Source organism: Larkinella rosea (assembly GCF_003858635.1).
GTDB lineage: Bacteria > Bacteroidota > Bacteroidia > Cytophagales > Spirosomataceae > Larkinella > Larkinella rosea.
Window position 1 is genome coordinate 951048 of record NZ_RQJO01000009.1, and the last position, 16495, is coordinate 967542.

At 53.0% G+C, this 16495-nt stretch carries 11 protein-coding genes; 4 read left to right on the forward strand and 7 right to left on the reverse strand.

From position 1 onward, the window contains the following. Positions 1–9: 9 nt before the first annotated feature. From EHT25_RS19765 to EHT25_RS19795, 7 genes are all read right to left on the reverse strand, one after another. Positions 10–1299 carry a neutral/alkaline non-lysosomal ceramidase N-terminal domain-containing protein gene (locus EHT25_RS19765; RefSeq protein ID WP_229311670.1) on the reverse strand — a complete coding sequence of 430 codons (1290 nt, stop codon included), beginning with the start codon at positions 1297–1299 and terminating at the stop codon, positions 10–12. A gap of 95 nt (positions 1300–1394) precedes the next feature. After that, positions 1395–2696, reverse strand: coding sequence for a neutral/alkaline non-lysosomal ceramidase N-terminal domain-containing protein (locus tag EHT25_RS19770; RefSeq protein ID WP_221622308.1), 1302 nt, complete (start codon positions 2694–2696; stop codon positions 1395–1397). A gap of 138 nt (positions 2697–2834) precedes the next feature. Then, the gene (locus tag EHT25_RS19775) at positions 2835–5888 is read right to left on the reverse strand and encodes a PVC-type heme-binding CxxCH protein (RefSeq protein ID WP_124876845.1); all 3054 of its coding nucleotides are present in this window, start codon (positions 5886–5888) and stop codon (positions 2835–2837) included. Between the two features lie 4 nt (positions 5889–5892). Next, a complete protein-coding gene (locus EHT25_RS19780) occupies positions 5893–7539 on the reverse strand; it encodes a RagB/SusD family nutrient uptake outer membrane protein (RefSeq protein WP_124876846.1) in 1647 nt (548 codons plus the stop codon). A 21-nt stretch (positions 7540–7560) separates the two neighbouring features. Next, positions 7561–11010, reverse strand: a complete 3450-nt coding sequence (locus EHT25_RS19785) for a SusC/RagA family TonB-linked outer membrane protein (RefSeq protein ID WP_124876847.1) — start codon at positions 11008–11010, stop codon at positions 7561–7563. A 36-nt stretch (positions 11011–11046) separates the two neighbouring features. After that, on the reverse strand, positions 11047–12057 hold the full coding sequence (locus EHT25_RS19790; RefSeq protein ID WP_124876848.1) for a FecR family protein: 1011 nt from the start codon (positions 12055–12057) through the stop codon (positions 11047–11049). Between the two features lie 68 nt (positions 12058–12125). Further along, positions 12126–12806 carry an RNA polymerase sigma-70 factor gene (locus tag EHT25_RS19795; RefSeq protein WP_124876849.1) on the reverse strand — a complete coding sequence of 227 codons (681 nt, stop codon included), beginning with the start codon at positions 12804–12806 and terminating at the stop codon, positions 12126–12128. Between the two features lie 200 nt (positions 12807–13006). Here EHT25_RS19795 and EHT25_RS19800 point away from each other — a divergent pair, with 200 nt between their 5' ends. From EHT25_RS19800 to EHT25_RS19815, 4 genes are all read left to right on the forward strand, one after another. Beyond that, the gene (locus tag EHT25_RS19800; protein ID WP_124876850.1) at positions 13007–14494 is read left to right on the forward strand and encodes an arabinose isomerase; all 1488 of its coding nucleotides are present in this window, start codon (positions 13007–13009) and stop codon (positions 14492–14494) included. Positions 14495–14633: 139 nt separating this feature from the next. Next, a complete protein-coding gene (locus EHT25_RS19805; RefSeq protein ID WP_124876851.1) occupies positions 14634–14891 on the forward strand; it encodes a Fic family protein in 258 nt (85 codons plus the stop codon). Between the two features lie 76 nt (positions 14892–14967). Beyond that, positions 14968–15408: a response regulator gene (locus EHT25_RS19810; RefSeq protein WP_124876852.1), complete on the forward strand. Its 441-nt coding sequence runs from the start codon at positions 14968–14970 to the stop codon at positions 15406–15408. Positions 15409–15638: 230 nt separating this feature from the next. Further along, positions 15639–16316: an SGNH/GDSL hydrolase family protein gene (locus EHT25_RS19815; protein WP_124876853.1), complete on the forward strand. Its 678-nt coding sequence runs from the start codon at positions 15639–15641 to the stop codon at positions 16314–16316. Positions 16317–16495 lie beyond the last annotated feature (179 nt).

A 16495-nucleotide genomic window follows, 5' to 3' on the forward strand; every position in this document is an offset into this window, starting at 1 on the left:
GGGGCAGATTTACTTTTTACCTTGTAATTTATTCACAACAGCGTCCGTCAGATCCTTGGCGGCCTGGGGCGTGTAGGGCGAAACCGTTACCTCGTAGCCTTCGTGTTTGATCTCTTCCTCCGTCAATAAATAACCCAGCCAGCCGTTGCCGTACCCGAAATAGAAGGTGTACGGATAGGGCGATTTGTCGCGGATTTCGTTTGAAATCTCGCAGAACAGTTCGAGCGGGGCACTCCAGATCGCAATGTCGTCATTGATTTGCAAAAACCGCACGGGTAGCTTCACCATGTTGACCCCGGCTTTGGTCGTGCGGGTATAATTGCTCAGGTAATCGACCCAGCCCAGTCCTGCTTTTCTCGGCGTTTCAACGGTCATTCCGCTGGCTTTCAGCGTTACATCGGCCGTTGTGGCCAGAATCGACTTGTTAGCGTCGATGATTTTGTCGCCCAATAACACTTTAAACTGGTGCAAACGGCCCCGTTTGTGGTCGGCATACTGGCTGTAAATGGGGGCAATGTTGCCGGCCGCGCCGTTGATGAACAGCATCGGAACGCCCAGTTTCTCCTCGACGTATTCGGCCACGACGCCTGGCGCATCGCCACTGATGAGGGTGTATTCACCCCCCATCACTGTACCGTGAATGGCGTAATTGGCGATCAGAGCGAGTGGCGTGCCGTCGGCTTTGTCGATCCGAATCAACCCGATCCGGCGATCGACCGGCCCGTCGGGGTCCATTCCCAGAAATGCCTTGCCATCGACGCCCTTTGCCCGGCGGTTGATGTTGGCCTGTGAGCGTCCCCAGCCGACACCCAGTCGGGCGGGAGCGAGTTTTTTGCGGGCTTCAGCCACGCCATCGATGAGCTTTTTTTCCACCATATCCGTGTATTCCGTATCGAACTGGTGTTTATACCGGTCGCCCAAAAAGATAACGGGCAGGCCGGGAGGGCCCACTTCAGGCGCCGAATGGGTGTGGGTCAGGTTCCACCAGAAATTCACCGGATTGATACCCAGCTGGCTTTTTAGTTTGGCCGCCACTTTGTCGTATTCGGAAGGCGAAACGACAGCGAAGTCGGACGACACCAGGACGAACTGCGTGGTTCCATCGTCCAAAACCGTAATCCGGTGGTAAATCCGGTCGTTGATGGCCGTTGACAGGCGGGGGCCGTAGCCGAGCAACATCTGATGCCGTTCGGGCGTCACGTCCACTTTCACGACAGCCGCCCGAAAACCAGTCGCTTTCGGATGAAGTGCCGGAAAATCGCCCGCCCGGCTGGTTATTGCCAGTGTGACAAGCGTCAATAGGACCGGAAAGAATACTCGTCTATGGAAAAAACCGGTTTTTATTTTATTGGTAAGAACGCGCATAGCAACAAATTTAGAAAGTTGGGTTCGTTTCATTTTTTACCCTGCAAATGATTCACAACTGAATCGGTTAAATGTTGGGCAGCCACGGGAGTAAAAGGTGAAACTGTGACTTCATAACCGCCGTGTTTGATTTCTTCTTCGGTCAGCAGGTAGCCCAGCCAGCCATTTCCGTAGCCAAAATAAAAGGTGTACGGAAAGGGCGACCGGTCGCGGATTTCGTTCGAAATCTCGCAGAACAGTTCGAGTGGGGCGCTCCAGATGGCGATGTCGTCGTTGATTTGCAAAAACCGCACGGGCAGTTTCACCATGTTTACACCGGCTTTGGTCGTGCGGGTATAGTCCTTTAATTCGTCGATCCAGCCCAACTCCGGTTTTCTCGGCGTTTCAACGATCAGGCTGGCGGTTTTCAGGCTGATGTCGTTCGTCGTCGCACTAATGGATTTATTGGCGGCCAGAATTTTTTCCCCCAGCAAAACCCGAAACTGGTTCATTCTTCCGGCTTTTGGGTTCGGATAACCGCTGTAAATGGGAGCAATATTTCCCGCTGCGCCGTTGATAAACAGCATCGGAACGCCCAGTTTCTGCTCGACGTATTCGGCCACGACGCCTGGCGCATCGCCACTAATGAGCAGGTTTTCGCCACTCAAAACCGTTCCGTGAATGGCGTAGTTGGCCAGCAAAGCAAGCGGGCTGCCGTCTTCTTTGTCGAGTCGCAGCACGCCAATTCGCCGGTCGACCGCGCCATCGGGGTCCATGCCGAGATACGCTTTGCCGTCAATATCCTTCGCCCGGCGGTTGATGTTGGCCTGCGACAATCCCCAGCCCACGCCCAGCCGCGCCAGAACGAGTTTCTGACGGGCTTCGGCAATGCCATCGATGAGCTTCTTTTCGGTCACTTCCGCGTAGTCCGAGTCAAAATGGTGTTCGTAGCGGTTGGCCATAAACAAAGCCGGTAAACCGGGCGGACCCAGTTCGGGGGCCGAATGGGTGTGGGTCAGGTTCCACCAGAAATTCACCGGATCGATTCCCAGCTGCTTTTTCAATCGGGCCGCCACTCGGTCGTATTCAGCGGGCGACATCACGCAGATGTCCGATGAAACCAGTACGAACTGCGTTTTGCCGTCGTCCATCACCACAATCCGGTGGTAAATCCGGTCGTTCACGCCGGTCGACTTCCGGGCACCATAGCCCAGCAACATCTGGTGGCCTTCCGGGGTAATATCCACCTTCACGACAGCCGCCCGAAAACCGGTGGCTTTTGAGTCAAAAGCCTGACTGTAGATCGGCAGAAGTACAGAAACGACAAGTACGACTAAGCGTTTCCGAGCCATGACCTTAGTAATTTGAAATTGAAAATAGGCCATCAGTTAAGGGTTGTCATACATACCCACGGACTTTAGTCCGTGTTTTTTCAGAATCTCATAAATCAAAGCCACAAAAAACACGGACTAAAGTCCGTGGGTACGATTTTATTTCGTCTGTTTGATATACGCCAGTAAATCAGCCATTTGCTGCGGATTGATCTGCTTTTCAAGACCGGCCGTCATGGCCGACATGTTCATGGCTTTCAGCGACTCGATATCCTGACGGGAAATGGTCGTTTCCTGTCCGCCCTGGTTGAGCAATGTCAGCGCCGTCGGGGTTTCGGTCGAGATCAGACCTTGGAGCGTTTCGCCGTTTTTCAACGTGATTGTCCAGAGGTCGTAGCCGTCGGCAATGGACAGGTTCGGGTTCAGAATGTCGCCCATGATGGACGCCGGACGCCGGTTTCGAATGGTCGCCAGATCGGGTCCGAAAGCGAGACCGCCCGTGCTACCAATCTGGTGACAAAGCGCGCAGTTTTGCTGGAAAACCAGGGCACCTTTTTCGGCGGTTGCAGCTAATTCCAGCGCGGGCTGATATTGCTTGATCACTTCATCGCGCTGTTTGTCGCGTTTCGTAAGCAACACACGGGCGCGGTTTCGCAGGTCCACGTCTGAATTGGCCATCAGCCCGACGGTTCGCGGCCAGCCGATGCTGTTCTGGTCGATGATTCCTTTTTCGACGGCATCCAGCAACAGCTTGATGCGCAGCGGTCGGGCTTTTTCCGAAGAAGTAAAAAACGTGGCGATGGCGGGTTGCCGGATGTCGGGCGTCATCACCGGCCATTTTTGCAGGACGTATTCGCTCACCGTTTCGTCGGGAATCGAACCAAGGGCCTGCAAGGCCGCCACCTGGACGGAAAGTGGTTCGGTGGGCGCAATCAGCTTTTTCAGCAGATCCGTCTGGGGTTTTGCGTCGCGCATGGCCAGAAAACCGATGGCTTCCGCCCGTTTCTCCGGCGACTGTTTTGCGTCGCCCGCGGTTTGCACCGCCCGTTGCAAAGCCGCCGTTGGCTGAGCGGTTTCCGGAAGACCGGTTACCTGCAAAACCTGGAGACTGGCTGAGCGAACCGAAGCCGCCGGATGATCGAAAAAAGTCCGAATGAGCAATTCCTGTTCCGCCTGAAAATTCGAATCCAGCGTGTTATTCCGGCGTTTCAATCCCTGCGCAACGCCTTTGATCAGCGAAGCCTGCCAGGTGCTTTTTTCTTCCGAAACCGGTGCCGTGGCTTTTTGCAGCAACTGATTGATGATTTTCGCGGGTTGACTTGCCCCGGCCATCGCGCTGAGTCGCTCGACCAGCGAACCATAGGCCGGATCATCGGATTTATACCGCGCCAAAACCGCATTCAGCAACTCGCCGTTTTGCGACGAAGGTGCAGATAAGGCCGCAATTTGTACCCATTGGTCGTCGACATCGGCAAACAATAGCTTTTGCCGGACAGCGGATGCTTCAGTCGTGTTGACAAAACCGAGTGTGCAAAGCAGTTGGAAACGTACTTTGGGATCACTATCGGACTGCAACGCGAGCAGGGCCGGAACCAGCGCCGGGGCGGTTTTCAGGTGCAGTTCCGCCAGTTTGATCGCGTTGGTTCGTACGCCCGCAATGGGATCTTTCAGGGCCGCCGTGATCAGTTCGGGGCGGAGTTTGCCGAGTCCTTCGAGGGTCCAAAGCGCGTGGAGCCGACCGAGCGGTTTTGATGGATTTCGGGTCATGGCTTCCAGCGTGGTAACATCTTGAGCAGTCGCCCGGTCGAGCAATAGCCGCTGAGCGTTGCGACGCCACCAACTATTCTTGTCAGCCAGTTTTTCGATCAATTCCTGCGTCGTTGCTTTACCCAGTAAGTCCTTGCCAAAGGTGGCGGGTTTGGTGCCTTTGGAGGTGATGCGGTAAATCCGGCCCTGTTCCGTCCCGTTGTACAATGCCCCGGATTTGGTCACTTCTTCGGACATCCATTCCGGGTGTTCCACAATCTGACGGTAATAATCAACGACATAGAGCGCGCCATCCGGCCCGATGTACATATTCACCGGCCGGAACCAGGCATCCGTCGACGCCAGAAACTCTTTGCCCGGATGCACCCGGCTGGCTGTGAATGTTGCCCCTTTATCCGTGATTTTATCGAAGTGAACCAGGTTGCTGACGGGTTCGGCCACGAACGTAATGCTGTCGTATTTGGCCGGAAACGCCCCACCCAGGTAATGCGTAATGCCGCAGGCCGACGTGATCACGCCCACATCGGTGAGAAGTTGAAGTTGCGGATTTTTGGTAATCGGGAACACTTCGGCGGCATTTCCGTGGTCCGAAATCGACTGTGAGACATTGGAAACCAGCAGGTCCGGATTGCGCTTCAGATACGGTGTCGTGATGACCTCGTGGAAGGCGTGGTTGGCGTTGCTGACCAGCAGGCGGTTTCCCCAGACATCGAACGAATGACCAAACTGCGTGTTACCGGCCACCGGTTCCAGTTCGTAGCGATCAGGCCGAAACCGAACGCTGCGGCCACTGGCATTATCAGGCAAACGAACGCCGTCGGGCCGTTTGGGATACAGGATGTCGCTGCCCCGGTCGCCAAATTCTTCCTTGAAAACCTGCGCCGTCACCGCCGATTCGTGCGCCAGGTAAATCCAGTTGTCGATTCCCAGCAGCGGACTGTTGACGTTATGCTGCGGATTCGAGAGGGCAAAACCGGTCAGAACCGTCTCGCGTACATCGGATTTCCCGTCGCCGTCGGTATCTTCCAGGTAATACACATTGGGGGCATCGGTCACCAGAACGCCTTTTTTCCAGCGCATGATGCCGGTGGGCAAGACCAGATCTTCGGCAAAAACCGTACTCTTGTCCATTCGCCCGTCGCCGTCCGAATCCGTCAGGAGTTTCACCTTTCCGGTACCGGTTTTGTCGAGCGGATAACCGTGCATTTCAACGACATAAAACCGCCCGTCTTCGTCAATCTCCATTGCGACCGGATCGGCCACCAGCGGTTCGCTGGCGACCAATTCGATCTGAAAACCGGGTTCAAGCTCAAACGTCTTCAACGCTTCCTCGGGCGAAATAGCCGAGTTCGTTGTTGACTTCCGGCAACCCGGCTCTGCAACCAGAATGGCTGCAAATAAACTGTAAATAAGCCACTTACGCGTATTTTTCAACTGGATTCCCATCGGGTCAGTAATTCGGGTTTTGGGTAAGCTTCGTATTCTGGTTCATCGCCGATTGCGGGATGGGCAACAGGTAATTTTTGTTAGCAAAAAACGTTTTACCTCCTTCCGGGGCCGGGATAACGGTGTAAACCGGTTTTCCGCCCACCAGCTCGATTTTCATGGCGTGCAGGGTTCCGTTCAGGTTCTTCTCCGCCAGTTTCAGGCGCATCAGGTCAAACCAGCGCCGTTCTTCAAACGCCAGTTCCACCCGACGTTCCCGTTGAATAATCACCTTCATTTCCGCCTGTGTCAACCCGGTTTTGAGTGCGGGCAATTCCGATCTTGCCCGCACCTGGTTGACCGCCGTATACACCGACGCATCGGGTCCAACGGCTTCGTTTTGCGCTTCGGCATAACTCAGTAACACCTCAGCATAGCGATAGATAATAAAACTTCCACTGTTTAACAGGTTGTTGCCATTTACTGTGTATTTCGGATTCAGTGTTTTCCGCAAATAATAACCGGTATTGGTGGCTTCGTTGGTATTACTCAAATCCGTCGCATTCCGACTACCGACGCCCTGTTTCATCACCATTTCGGCACCCACCCAGGTTGACCCGTCGTACACGATAGACTGATAAAACCGCTTTTCCCGGTTGACGTACGGGTTTTGCGGATCGTAGCCCGAAGCCGGGTCCGTAATCGGTAAGCCGTTGGCCATCGAATATTCGTCCACCAGTTCCTGCGTCGGGTCGACGCCCCCGTAGGCTTTTTGCACCCCGCCGACCATCCACGGTCCCCACAAACCTTCTTTTCCGCTGCCCAGTGCGGTGCCGCCGAGGTATTGTTTGGCAAAAATTACTTCCACATTGTTGTTGTTGTCCTCGTAAAACTGGGTTTCGTAATTGGCAAACAGGCTATGGGAGCCCAGATCGATTACTTTCTTATTGGTGGCAGCCGCCAGCGCCCAGCGGGCTTTGTCGTTGGTGGTATTTTTCAACGGGCTGGCCCAGAATAGTTCACAGAAGCCTTTGAGTGTCAACGCCGAGGCTTTGGAAACCCGGCCTGCTTCGGCTTTCAGCGGCAGGTCATCGACAATGGCGGCACACTCGTCGACGATGAATTTGTAGGTTTCTTCGTCGGTATTTCGTGCCCGGAAAATGGCGTCGCCCTGTGCGTTCTGATTCAGCGTATTGGTGATGATGGGAACCCCGCCGTGGGCCGTCCACAACAACTGGTAAAAGTAGGCGCGTAAAAACCGGGCTTCCGCAATTTTTGGCTTTTTCCAGGTATCCGGAAACGTTGATGCGGTTACTTTTTCGATGAATAAATTAGCCCGGCGGATGTTGGCGTACTGACCCCACCAGTTGGGCGCGTTGCTGGCCGTGTAGACCGATGGCGAGTATAAAACCCGGCTGGGCAGTCCGTTGACGCCGTTCATGGCGTTGTCCGTGAAATTCTCCCAGGGGTCGAAGCCATTGAAGGGACCGGCAATGCCTGAATAGACGTTGTTCAGAAAGAGATCTGCCGTGCCGGTGTCGGTCCAGACAGCCGTGTCAGCAATCTGGTCTTTGGGGTCTACTTGCAGGAAATCTTTACAGGAAAAGATTCCCAATGCCAGAATCAGCAAAACGATCCGGGTGTTTACTTTATTTAGCCTGAGCAGGTTCATGTGGGTATCGTTTTTCGAGGATTAGAACGTAACATTTAAGCCGACTGACATCACTTTTTGCTGCGGATAACTCCAGGCATTGGTCTGGGTAATTTCCGGGTCAAAATTCCGCAACTTGGTCCAGGTCAGGATGTTCTGCCCGGAAACGTAAATCCGTGCATTCTGGATTTTAGCCTTTTGCGTGAGCACCGACGGCAGTGAATACGACAGGGTTGCGCTCTTCAGCCGCAGGTAGCTGGCGTCGCCGATCCAAAATGACGACACCTGCGTGTTGTTGGTTGTCGGGGCGTTGGTGATGCGCGGATAGGTCGCGTTCGGATTTTCCGGTGTCCAGTAATCCAGCGTTTCCCGAACCGCACCCATGCCGTTGCTGAATGCCCAGGCCGCGCTTCCCGTGTAATAGAAGTTGGTTTTGGCCGCGCCCTGGAACAGAATGTCCAGTGTAAAACCCTTGTACTGGATATTCGGCGCAATACCGTAAATAATGCGCGGAGTGGCCACGGCATCACCGATGCGGGTCAGGTCGTCGTCGTTGATTTTGCCATCGTTGTTCATGTCCTGATACCGGATGTCGCCCGGTTGAACCGCCCCCCAGGGCTGAACGGCAATCCCCGATTTCAGTTTACCGGTTTCGTCGAAATCCGTTGTCTGGAATAGACCCAGTGCCTGGTAACCGAACTGCGTGCCGAGCGGTTTTCCGGTCAGACGGCGATTGAGGTTGTTGTACGTTGCCCCGGCTTCAAATACCTGAAGCAATTTGTTTTTGGCAAAAGTGAAATTACCGTTGAGCGAGACCCGCAGGTCCTGCGAAAACCGGTGGGAAGATCCGATCGACAGGTCGATGCCCTGATTCTGCATGACCCCGGCGTTCACCTGACTCAGCCCAATGCCGTATTCGGCGGGAACGATCACGTCCGGATTGACCAGCATGTTGGAGCGTTTTTCGTAGAAATAATCCGCTTCAATGTTTAACAAACCTTTCCAGAATGTGCCCTCAATCCCGATGTCGGTCTTTTTGGCGCGTTCCCAGGTAATGTTCGGGTTCGGCTCGTTGCGTTCCCGAATGGCCTGAACCGCGTTGCCGCCGATGACGTAAGCCGGACCCGCCACGCTATACGTACTCATGAACTGGAAGGCACTCCCCGCCAGCGCACCCACTTCACCGTACGATCCGCGGAGTTTCAGGTTGTCGATCCAGCGCACATTCTGCTTGATGAAATTCTCTTCCGACAGCCGCCAGCCGAGCGAAAAAGCGGGGAAGAAACCGAAGCGGTTTTCCGGCGCGAAGTAGTAACTGCCGTCGTAGCGACCGCTGGCTTCCAGCAGGTATTTATCGGCATAATCGTACGTAACCCGATACACCAGACCCATTTGCCGACCGTAGCTCGACGTTCCGGTGGTGGTCATGTCGGCATTGCTCGAGCTACCCATGTCCAGTTCATCGATGCCCAGGTTGTAGTTTCGGCGGGATGCGCCCAGCACCATCGCATCATTGGCCTTGGCTTCAAAAACCGCCAGCGCGCCCACTGTACTTTTGCCGAACGACCGCATGTAATTCAGGCTGGCCTGATAGGTCAGTTGCTGGGTCTGGTTGTAATTCTGATTCAGGGATGATTTGGCCTGACCGAAAATACCGTCGGTAATCACTTTCGTCGTCGTATTGATGGTGGCCAAATGAACGGGCGCCGTCCAGATTTTATCCATCACCATCGTCGGATCATAGGCAATGGTTCCTTTGGCGACCAGCCCCGGAATGAACGGAATCTCCTGTTCGACCGACAATTGCGAATACAAAGCCGTGGTGTTGGTTTTCTGATAACCACTGTTGTAGATGCTGCCGGTAACGTAGGTGCCGTTTAAGCCGTTGCTGAAAAAGAGCGGGCCGTTTTGCAGGTGTGAATAGGCAATCAATTCGAACAGCCGTGGGGTTCCGATGGACGGATATTGCGATTTTTGAACCCGACCGTTCAGATTAAACGAAATCTTGGTGGTTTTGGTCGCCTGGGCATCCAGATTCATCGTCAGATTGTAGCGCTTGTTATTGGTCGAAGGCCACATCCCGGCCTGGTACTGGTAGCCCAGACTGGCGTAGTATTTGATCCGCTCGGCCCCGCCCGACAGCTCGATGTTGTGCGTCGTGATGACGGCGTTGCGGTTGACGATTTCCTTGACGTAATTGTTGGCCGGGTACGAATCATTGTCGGAACCGTCCTTGAATTTCTGCAACGCGTCGGCGGAATACGGTTCGGGCAAACCGGCGTATTTGGCAGCCGCATTTTTCAGCATGGCAAAATCGTAACCGTACAGATAATCAGGCATGACGGTTGGATTCTGAAAGCCAACGTAAGCGTTGTACGACAGGGAAGGCGTACCGGTTTTTCCACGCTTGGTGGTCACCAGAACCACCCCGTTGGCTCCCGCTACCCCGTAGGGTGCCACCGCTGCGGCATCTTTCAGAACCGTAAACGTTTCAATCGTGTTGGGGTCGAGTTGCTGAAAATTTCTGGGAATGCCGTCCACGATCAGCAGCGGCTGGTTGTTGCCCGTCGAGGAAATACCCCGGACAAAAATGTTGGAACCATCGCGACCGGGTTCGCCGGAAGCCTGTTTGACGATCACACCCGGCAACCGGCCGCCGAGGCCGTTGCTCAGGTTCGTAACCGGAACGGACGCAATTTCGGTGCCTTTTAGGGTCGAAACTGCCGCCGTCACCGAGGTTTTCTTCTGCACACCGTATCCCACGACAACTACTTCACTCAACGCTTTGATGTCCGGTTTCAGGCTGACATTGATTTCGGAGCGACCGCCCACCAGCACTTCCTGCGGTTCGTACCCCACAAAACTGAACACCAGAACCGCATCCGGGCCGGGGATGGCCAGTTTGTAATTACCGGTTCCATCGGATGTTGTACCCCGCGTCGATCCTTTCAGAACGATACTCACACCGGGCAGTTCGTCACCTTTGGCACCATCGGTTACTTTTCCCTGAATCGTGATATCCGCAACGACCGGTTTTTCGGGAATGCCGACGTTCGGCGCAGTGGTTAGCGCTCCTTCGGCGGTTGTTCGGTTTTCGGTTTGGTGGCTGGAACCGGCTTCGGGAAATCGATTCTGAATCGTTTCCGACCTCCGCTGCGGTTCTTTGGCGGTGATCACGTACCCTCCGTTTTTCGCTTTTTTATACCCCAGGCCAAACGGTTTCAATACCGTTTCGAGATTGGTTTCCAGCCGGTCGTCATACCGAACCGCATCCGCCGAAACCACGTAGCCGTCCACAATCCGGTCGAAAAACAGGAGGTCGACTTTGTAATAATTTTTCAGTTCCCGCAGGGTTTCTTTCAACTGGCGGTTTTCCGCCCGGGTCGAAACCGGCTGGCGGTTGGAGGTCTGCGCCTTGGCCAGCATCTGGGCAAAACCGGGCCTGCTCATGCCCAGCAGTAGGATAAACAGGATAGGTATTTCTTTTCTCATGTTGTTAAGCGGTTAGTAAGCAGAAGGTGGAATGGGTTAGTTGGCAGGGTTGGTAATGACAATGTGTTTGCCGGTGCGCTTGTAGGTGAGGGAAGCACCCTCCATCAGCGATTCCAGGAGCTCTTCGGCGTTGCGGGCAGTAAACGAGCCCGACACCGTCCACTTGGCTAGTTTCGGATCAGCGATTTCCAGAATCAGGCCGTAGTTTTCCTTGAATAACTGGGCAATTTCTTCGAGCGTGGTTTCTTCAAACACAAAGCGGTTTTCGCGCCAGGCTGATGCGTTTTCGGGCTGACTGACCTGCCGGAGCTGGGCGTGGCCGCTTCGCCGGTTGAGGGTTACCAGATCTCCCGGTTTCATCATCAGCTCGCGGGGGGCTTTGCCTTCCTGATACCGGAGCTGAACTTTTCCTTTGTTCAGCACGACTTTGCCGCCCCGTTCCCGGTTATACACTGTAAACTCGGTACCGAGAACGACCACTTCAAAGTTGCGGCCGGTTTTTACCACAAACCGCTGGTCGTCAGTGGTGTGTGTTATCGAAAAGGTAGCCTCCCCCGTCAGTTCGACATCACGCGTCTGGTAGCCAAATCCAAACCGGGGTACTTTCAGCATGGAGTTAGCGTTCAACGTAACCTCACTGCCGTCGGCCAGCGTCAGCCGCCGGGTTTCGCCGTAGGCCGTGGCGTATTTTTCGTTCAGCAGCTCGTCCCGATTGATCCAGCCCGCAGCCATCAAAAGCAGAACTGAAGCAGCCGCAACCCACTTGAACCAGTTCTGGCGACCCCAAAACCGCTCAACGGGCAACTCGGTATCCACTGACGAATCTTCGTCCGGTTTCTGAGCCATCCGGTTCTGGTGCCGGCTGAGCGCCTTCTGAACATCCGCTACGTACTGCGGATTCTGGCTTTCCCAGATTTCCAGCCAACTAAAAAACTGTTCCCGGTTGTCTGTATCTTTGGCCCATTCGTCAATCAACTGCTTCTGAAAAGCCGTTGTCCGGCCAGCGAAGTAGTTGAATAGTAATTCTTTCGTTACTTGTGTTTTCATAATTCAGCCTGTTCCGATAGGGCAAAACCGCCCTATCAAAAGCACATTTCAGGAAGTTGATTGTGGTTTTATTGCGAGTACTGGCAGAAGCTGATCAGCAAAATCAGCCATTTGTCTTTCAGAAAAGCCCGAACGTGGTGAATGGCCCGGTACATGTGTACCTCGACGGTTCGCAGGGAGAGATTGAGCTCCGTCGCAATTTCGCCGTATTTCCGGCCTTCAAACCGGTGCATCACGTAGACCTGCCGTTGCTTCATCGGCATGGCGTCGATGGCTTTTTCGACGTCGTGATACAATTCCTCAAACTGGGTGACGGAATCGGGTTGCTGTTCGGTGGGAAACGAAAGCCGCTCGGCCTGGTCGAGCGAGGTGCTGCGCTTCATTTCGGCCCGCACGTAATCGAAGGCCCGGTTCCGGACGGCGGTAAACAGATAGGCGCGGTAGGAGGTCGTGATGGTGCGGTAAATCCGACCGGCGTGAAATTCGTAGAAAATGTCCGAAACAATGTCTTCGGCAATTTCCTTGGACGACACAAACCGGACCACGTGGCTGCAAAGCGACTGGTAATAATGCTGAAACAGCAACGCAATTCCGGAATCGGGATTTTGCTCGAACGCTTTATGAATCAGCAATTCTGCATCCAGGGCCACCGAATTCCGCTGAAAATGGGCGGGGGGGTGATCGCCGAACGAAAAAAGATTTCCTTCGCTGCCATTCGGATCCGGTAACAAACGTCTAACTTCTCCCATTTTGATTGATGTAATTAACGCGTCAAACAGGCAAATCACTGATTCGATACAGGGAGACGTTTCAGCGCCGAAAAAACACTTACTGTAATTTTGTATTTATTTGGCAGATTTGAAAAATACGTTGAAGATTTTACAAATTGCTGAATGTCGCGCCAATATTATTTCAGGAAATAATCATTTAAGTACTTTTCCAATTGACTATGAAAAACCGCAATGAGGCTATTCCGCAACCTGAATTAGGCTTGAAATCTTACTCTACGCAGCCATTTCCATTCAAAGTGGGCTTGTTTGGCATTGGGCTGGACACGTACTGGGCGCAGTTCGACGGACTGGAAAACCGCCTGAAAGGGTATCTGGATCGGGTCGAAGGCCGGTTTGTTCGTCCGGGTGTGGAAGTTGTAAACCTGGGGTTGGTCGATTCACCGGAAAAAGCGCTGGTCGCCGGTCACCGGTTTCGTCAGGCCGACATTGATTTGCTGTTCATTTACGTGACGACTTACGCGCTGTCGGCGACGGTTTTACCGGTTGTGCAGCGCGCGAAAGTGCCGGTTATCGTGCTGAACCTCGCGCCCGAACCAGCCATTAATTACGAATGGTTCAATCGGTTGAACGATCGCACCAAAATGACCGGCGAGTGGCTGGCCTACTGTTCGGCCTGTCCCGTTCCCGAAATTGCGAACGTTTTTAAACGCGCAAATATTCCGTTTCATCAGGTGACCGGCATGCTCGAAAACGACCCCGAAGGCTGGCAGGAAATCGACGACTGGATCGAAGCCGGGCGGGTGGCCCACGTGATGGCGCACAACTGCCTGGGTTTGATGGGCAATTATTACAGCGGGATGCTCGATATTTATTCCGATCTGACGCTGCAAAATGCCACGTTTGGCGGTCACATGAAAATCGTGGAAGTCGATGAACTGTCGGCCCTGCGCGAAACCGTATCGGAAGCACAGATTCAGGAGCGAATTGCGCTTTTTGCCGAAACCTTTGACGTTCAGGACGATTGCCTGCCTGCCGAACTGGAGCGGGCCGCCCGAACCTCCGTGGCACTGGATCAACTGGTTGAGTTACACGGGTTGGGCTCGCTGGCGTATTATCACAAAGGCTCCGGAAATCCGGCCAACGAAGACACGATGAGTTCGGTGATTCTGGGCAACTCCCTGCTGACGGCGCGTGGGGTTCCGGTGGCTGGCGAATACGAAGTCAAGAATGCCCAGGCCATGAAAATCATGGACAGCTTTGGCGTCGGCGGTTCATTTACCGAGTATTACGCGATGGATTTTGCCGATGATGTGGTGTTGATGGGCCACGATGGTCCCGGCCACATCCGCATTGCGGAAGGAAAAACGAAGGTTCGTCCGTTGTATGTGTATCACGGCAAAGTCGGAAAAGGGCTTTCGGTGGAAATGTCGGTAAAAAACGGGCCGGTCACGCTGTTGTCGGTGGTGGAAACCGGAAATGGCAAAATCAGTCTGCTCGTGGCCGAAGGCGAATCCGTACCGGGGCCCATCCTGCAAATCGGGAACACCAACAGCCGCTACCGGTTTTCGCTGGGTGCCCGCCACTTTGTTCAGACCTGGAACAGCCACGGTCCGGCGCACCACTGCGCGGTGGGCGTCGGCCACATTGCATCAAAGCTGGCGAAGTTGGGTGCTTTGCTGAATGTGGAGGTAATCCGGGTTTGCTAGTTTTATCATTTTACTGATTTCGCTAGGATTCAAAGGGAGTTTGAGATTTTACCCACATCACTGTTAGACGAATACAAAACCGTATTTCGGATACAGACCTAAAAAATTATGAACGCTTGAGAGAGCGTAAATAATCAATTTGAAAATTCATCCGTTCGACGACGGCAAAGGTCGAACATCCCGGCTGATTGAGAAGCGGTTTCTGGCCGAAAAGTTGGGCGAAAAAGCCGGGCTGATCCAATCAGAAAAATGGTATTATCAATTGCATCAGACCTACTACAACATACGGCTTTTAGGGCTGGAATATCAAATGCTCGATTATTCAAAAACACAGCCTTTTTTGATCATGCTGCCGCAGGCATTAGTTCTAAATAATCGCTGGTCGGAAAAGCCTTAATTCATTCCGCCAATTCGGATTCGAGCTATTTATAACATTCCGTTACGGGTTGCAGTTATAATTGAAAGAATGCCTTATGCCATCCCGTCTACCGTTCCTGAAAGGGCCCATTGTTTCCATTGAAGATGATGAAGATGACCAGTTCTTACTGGCTCAGGTCGTTAAAAAACTAGGAATTGCGAATGAAGTCCGGTTTTTTACCAACGGTCTGGTGGCTTTGCAGTATTTTGAAACTACCTCTGAGCAACCTTTTCTGATCTTGTGCGACATTAATTTGCCGATCATGAATGGGCTGGAACTCCGTAAGCGAATCAATCAGAGCGATTACCTGCGCCAGAAATCGATTCCGTTTGTATTTTTGACCACGGCTGCCAGCCCCGACATCATCCGGGAAGCGTACAGGGAATCCGTGCAGGGTTTTTTTCAGAAAGCTTCGGATTATGTCAGTTATCAGAATCAGATTAAACTCATCTTTGATTACTGGCAAACGAGTCTGCACCCCAACCGATTCGTTTGACCACCGGTTTCAGGAATGGGTTTACTGAAAGTTTCGAAAAAATTAGTCTGTATTTTTGATTTGATTGCCGTCTAAAGCAATTTACGCACCACACAATTTCCCGTTTAAGTCAACCGTTTATTAAGCGTCAGAAAACCGCAGACCGGATCCGATTCGTCCAGGCGGTATGTGCTTCATTCAATTTCTCTAGGATTGGGAATGCGGTTTTGAACCAGATCATAACACATAAAATGACCTTTATTTATCGTTTCACCGCCCGGTTTAGTCTTATTTTTATCTTAAGTACGGTTTCGGGTTGTAAACTCATCGATAGTGTTTTTCCCAAAGATTCCCATTCGGACGTTATTGCGGGCTGGGGCGACAGCCTGACGGAAGGTAGCAACGGCAGCTCCTATTTGCTCGAACTTCAGAAATTAACAAATTACCAGATTTACAACGGCGGAAAATCGGGCAACACCAGCTATCAGGTGGCCGAGCGGATGTTGGCCGATAAAGAAAAACATTCCTACAACACCATCATCTGGGTGGGGCGTAACAATTACCTGGAACCCGACAAAGTGAAGTCGGATATTGCCGCGATGGTCAAAGCACTGGGTCACAAGCGGTATCTGGTTCTGGGGCTTCTCAACGGCAGTTTCGGACCCAATGAGGACGTTTTTGGGGCCGGACACGATGCCATTATGAAACTAAACGGCGAATTGTATTCGATTTATGGCGACCATTACGTCAATATTCACGCGTATTTGTTGTCGCAATATGACCCTACGGATTACCGCGATATTACCGACCACACCGACGACGTCGTGCCCCGGTCGTTGCGGATCGATGCTTTGCACCTCAATGCCAAAGGCAACCAGAAAGTTGCCGAACGGATCAATCAAAGTCTGAAGGTTTTGACCAATAAATAATTCCCTGTTGCACGGCGACTTTCCTCCGAAAATCAGGTACGGAAAAACACCAAACGGCGCAGGGTAAGCGGGAGTCGCGGGGGCAAGTGACGAGCCGTCTAAAGACCGATCTTAGCTTTTTTACCGATAGCCATCCAAAAACCGCATCAAAACCGCTCGCCGGTAAGATGCGATTTTTG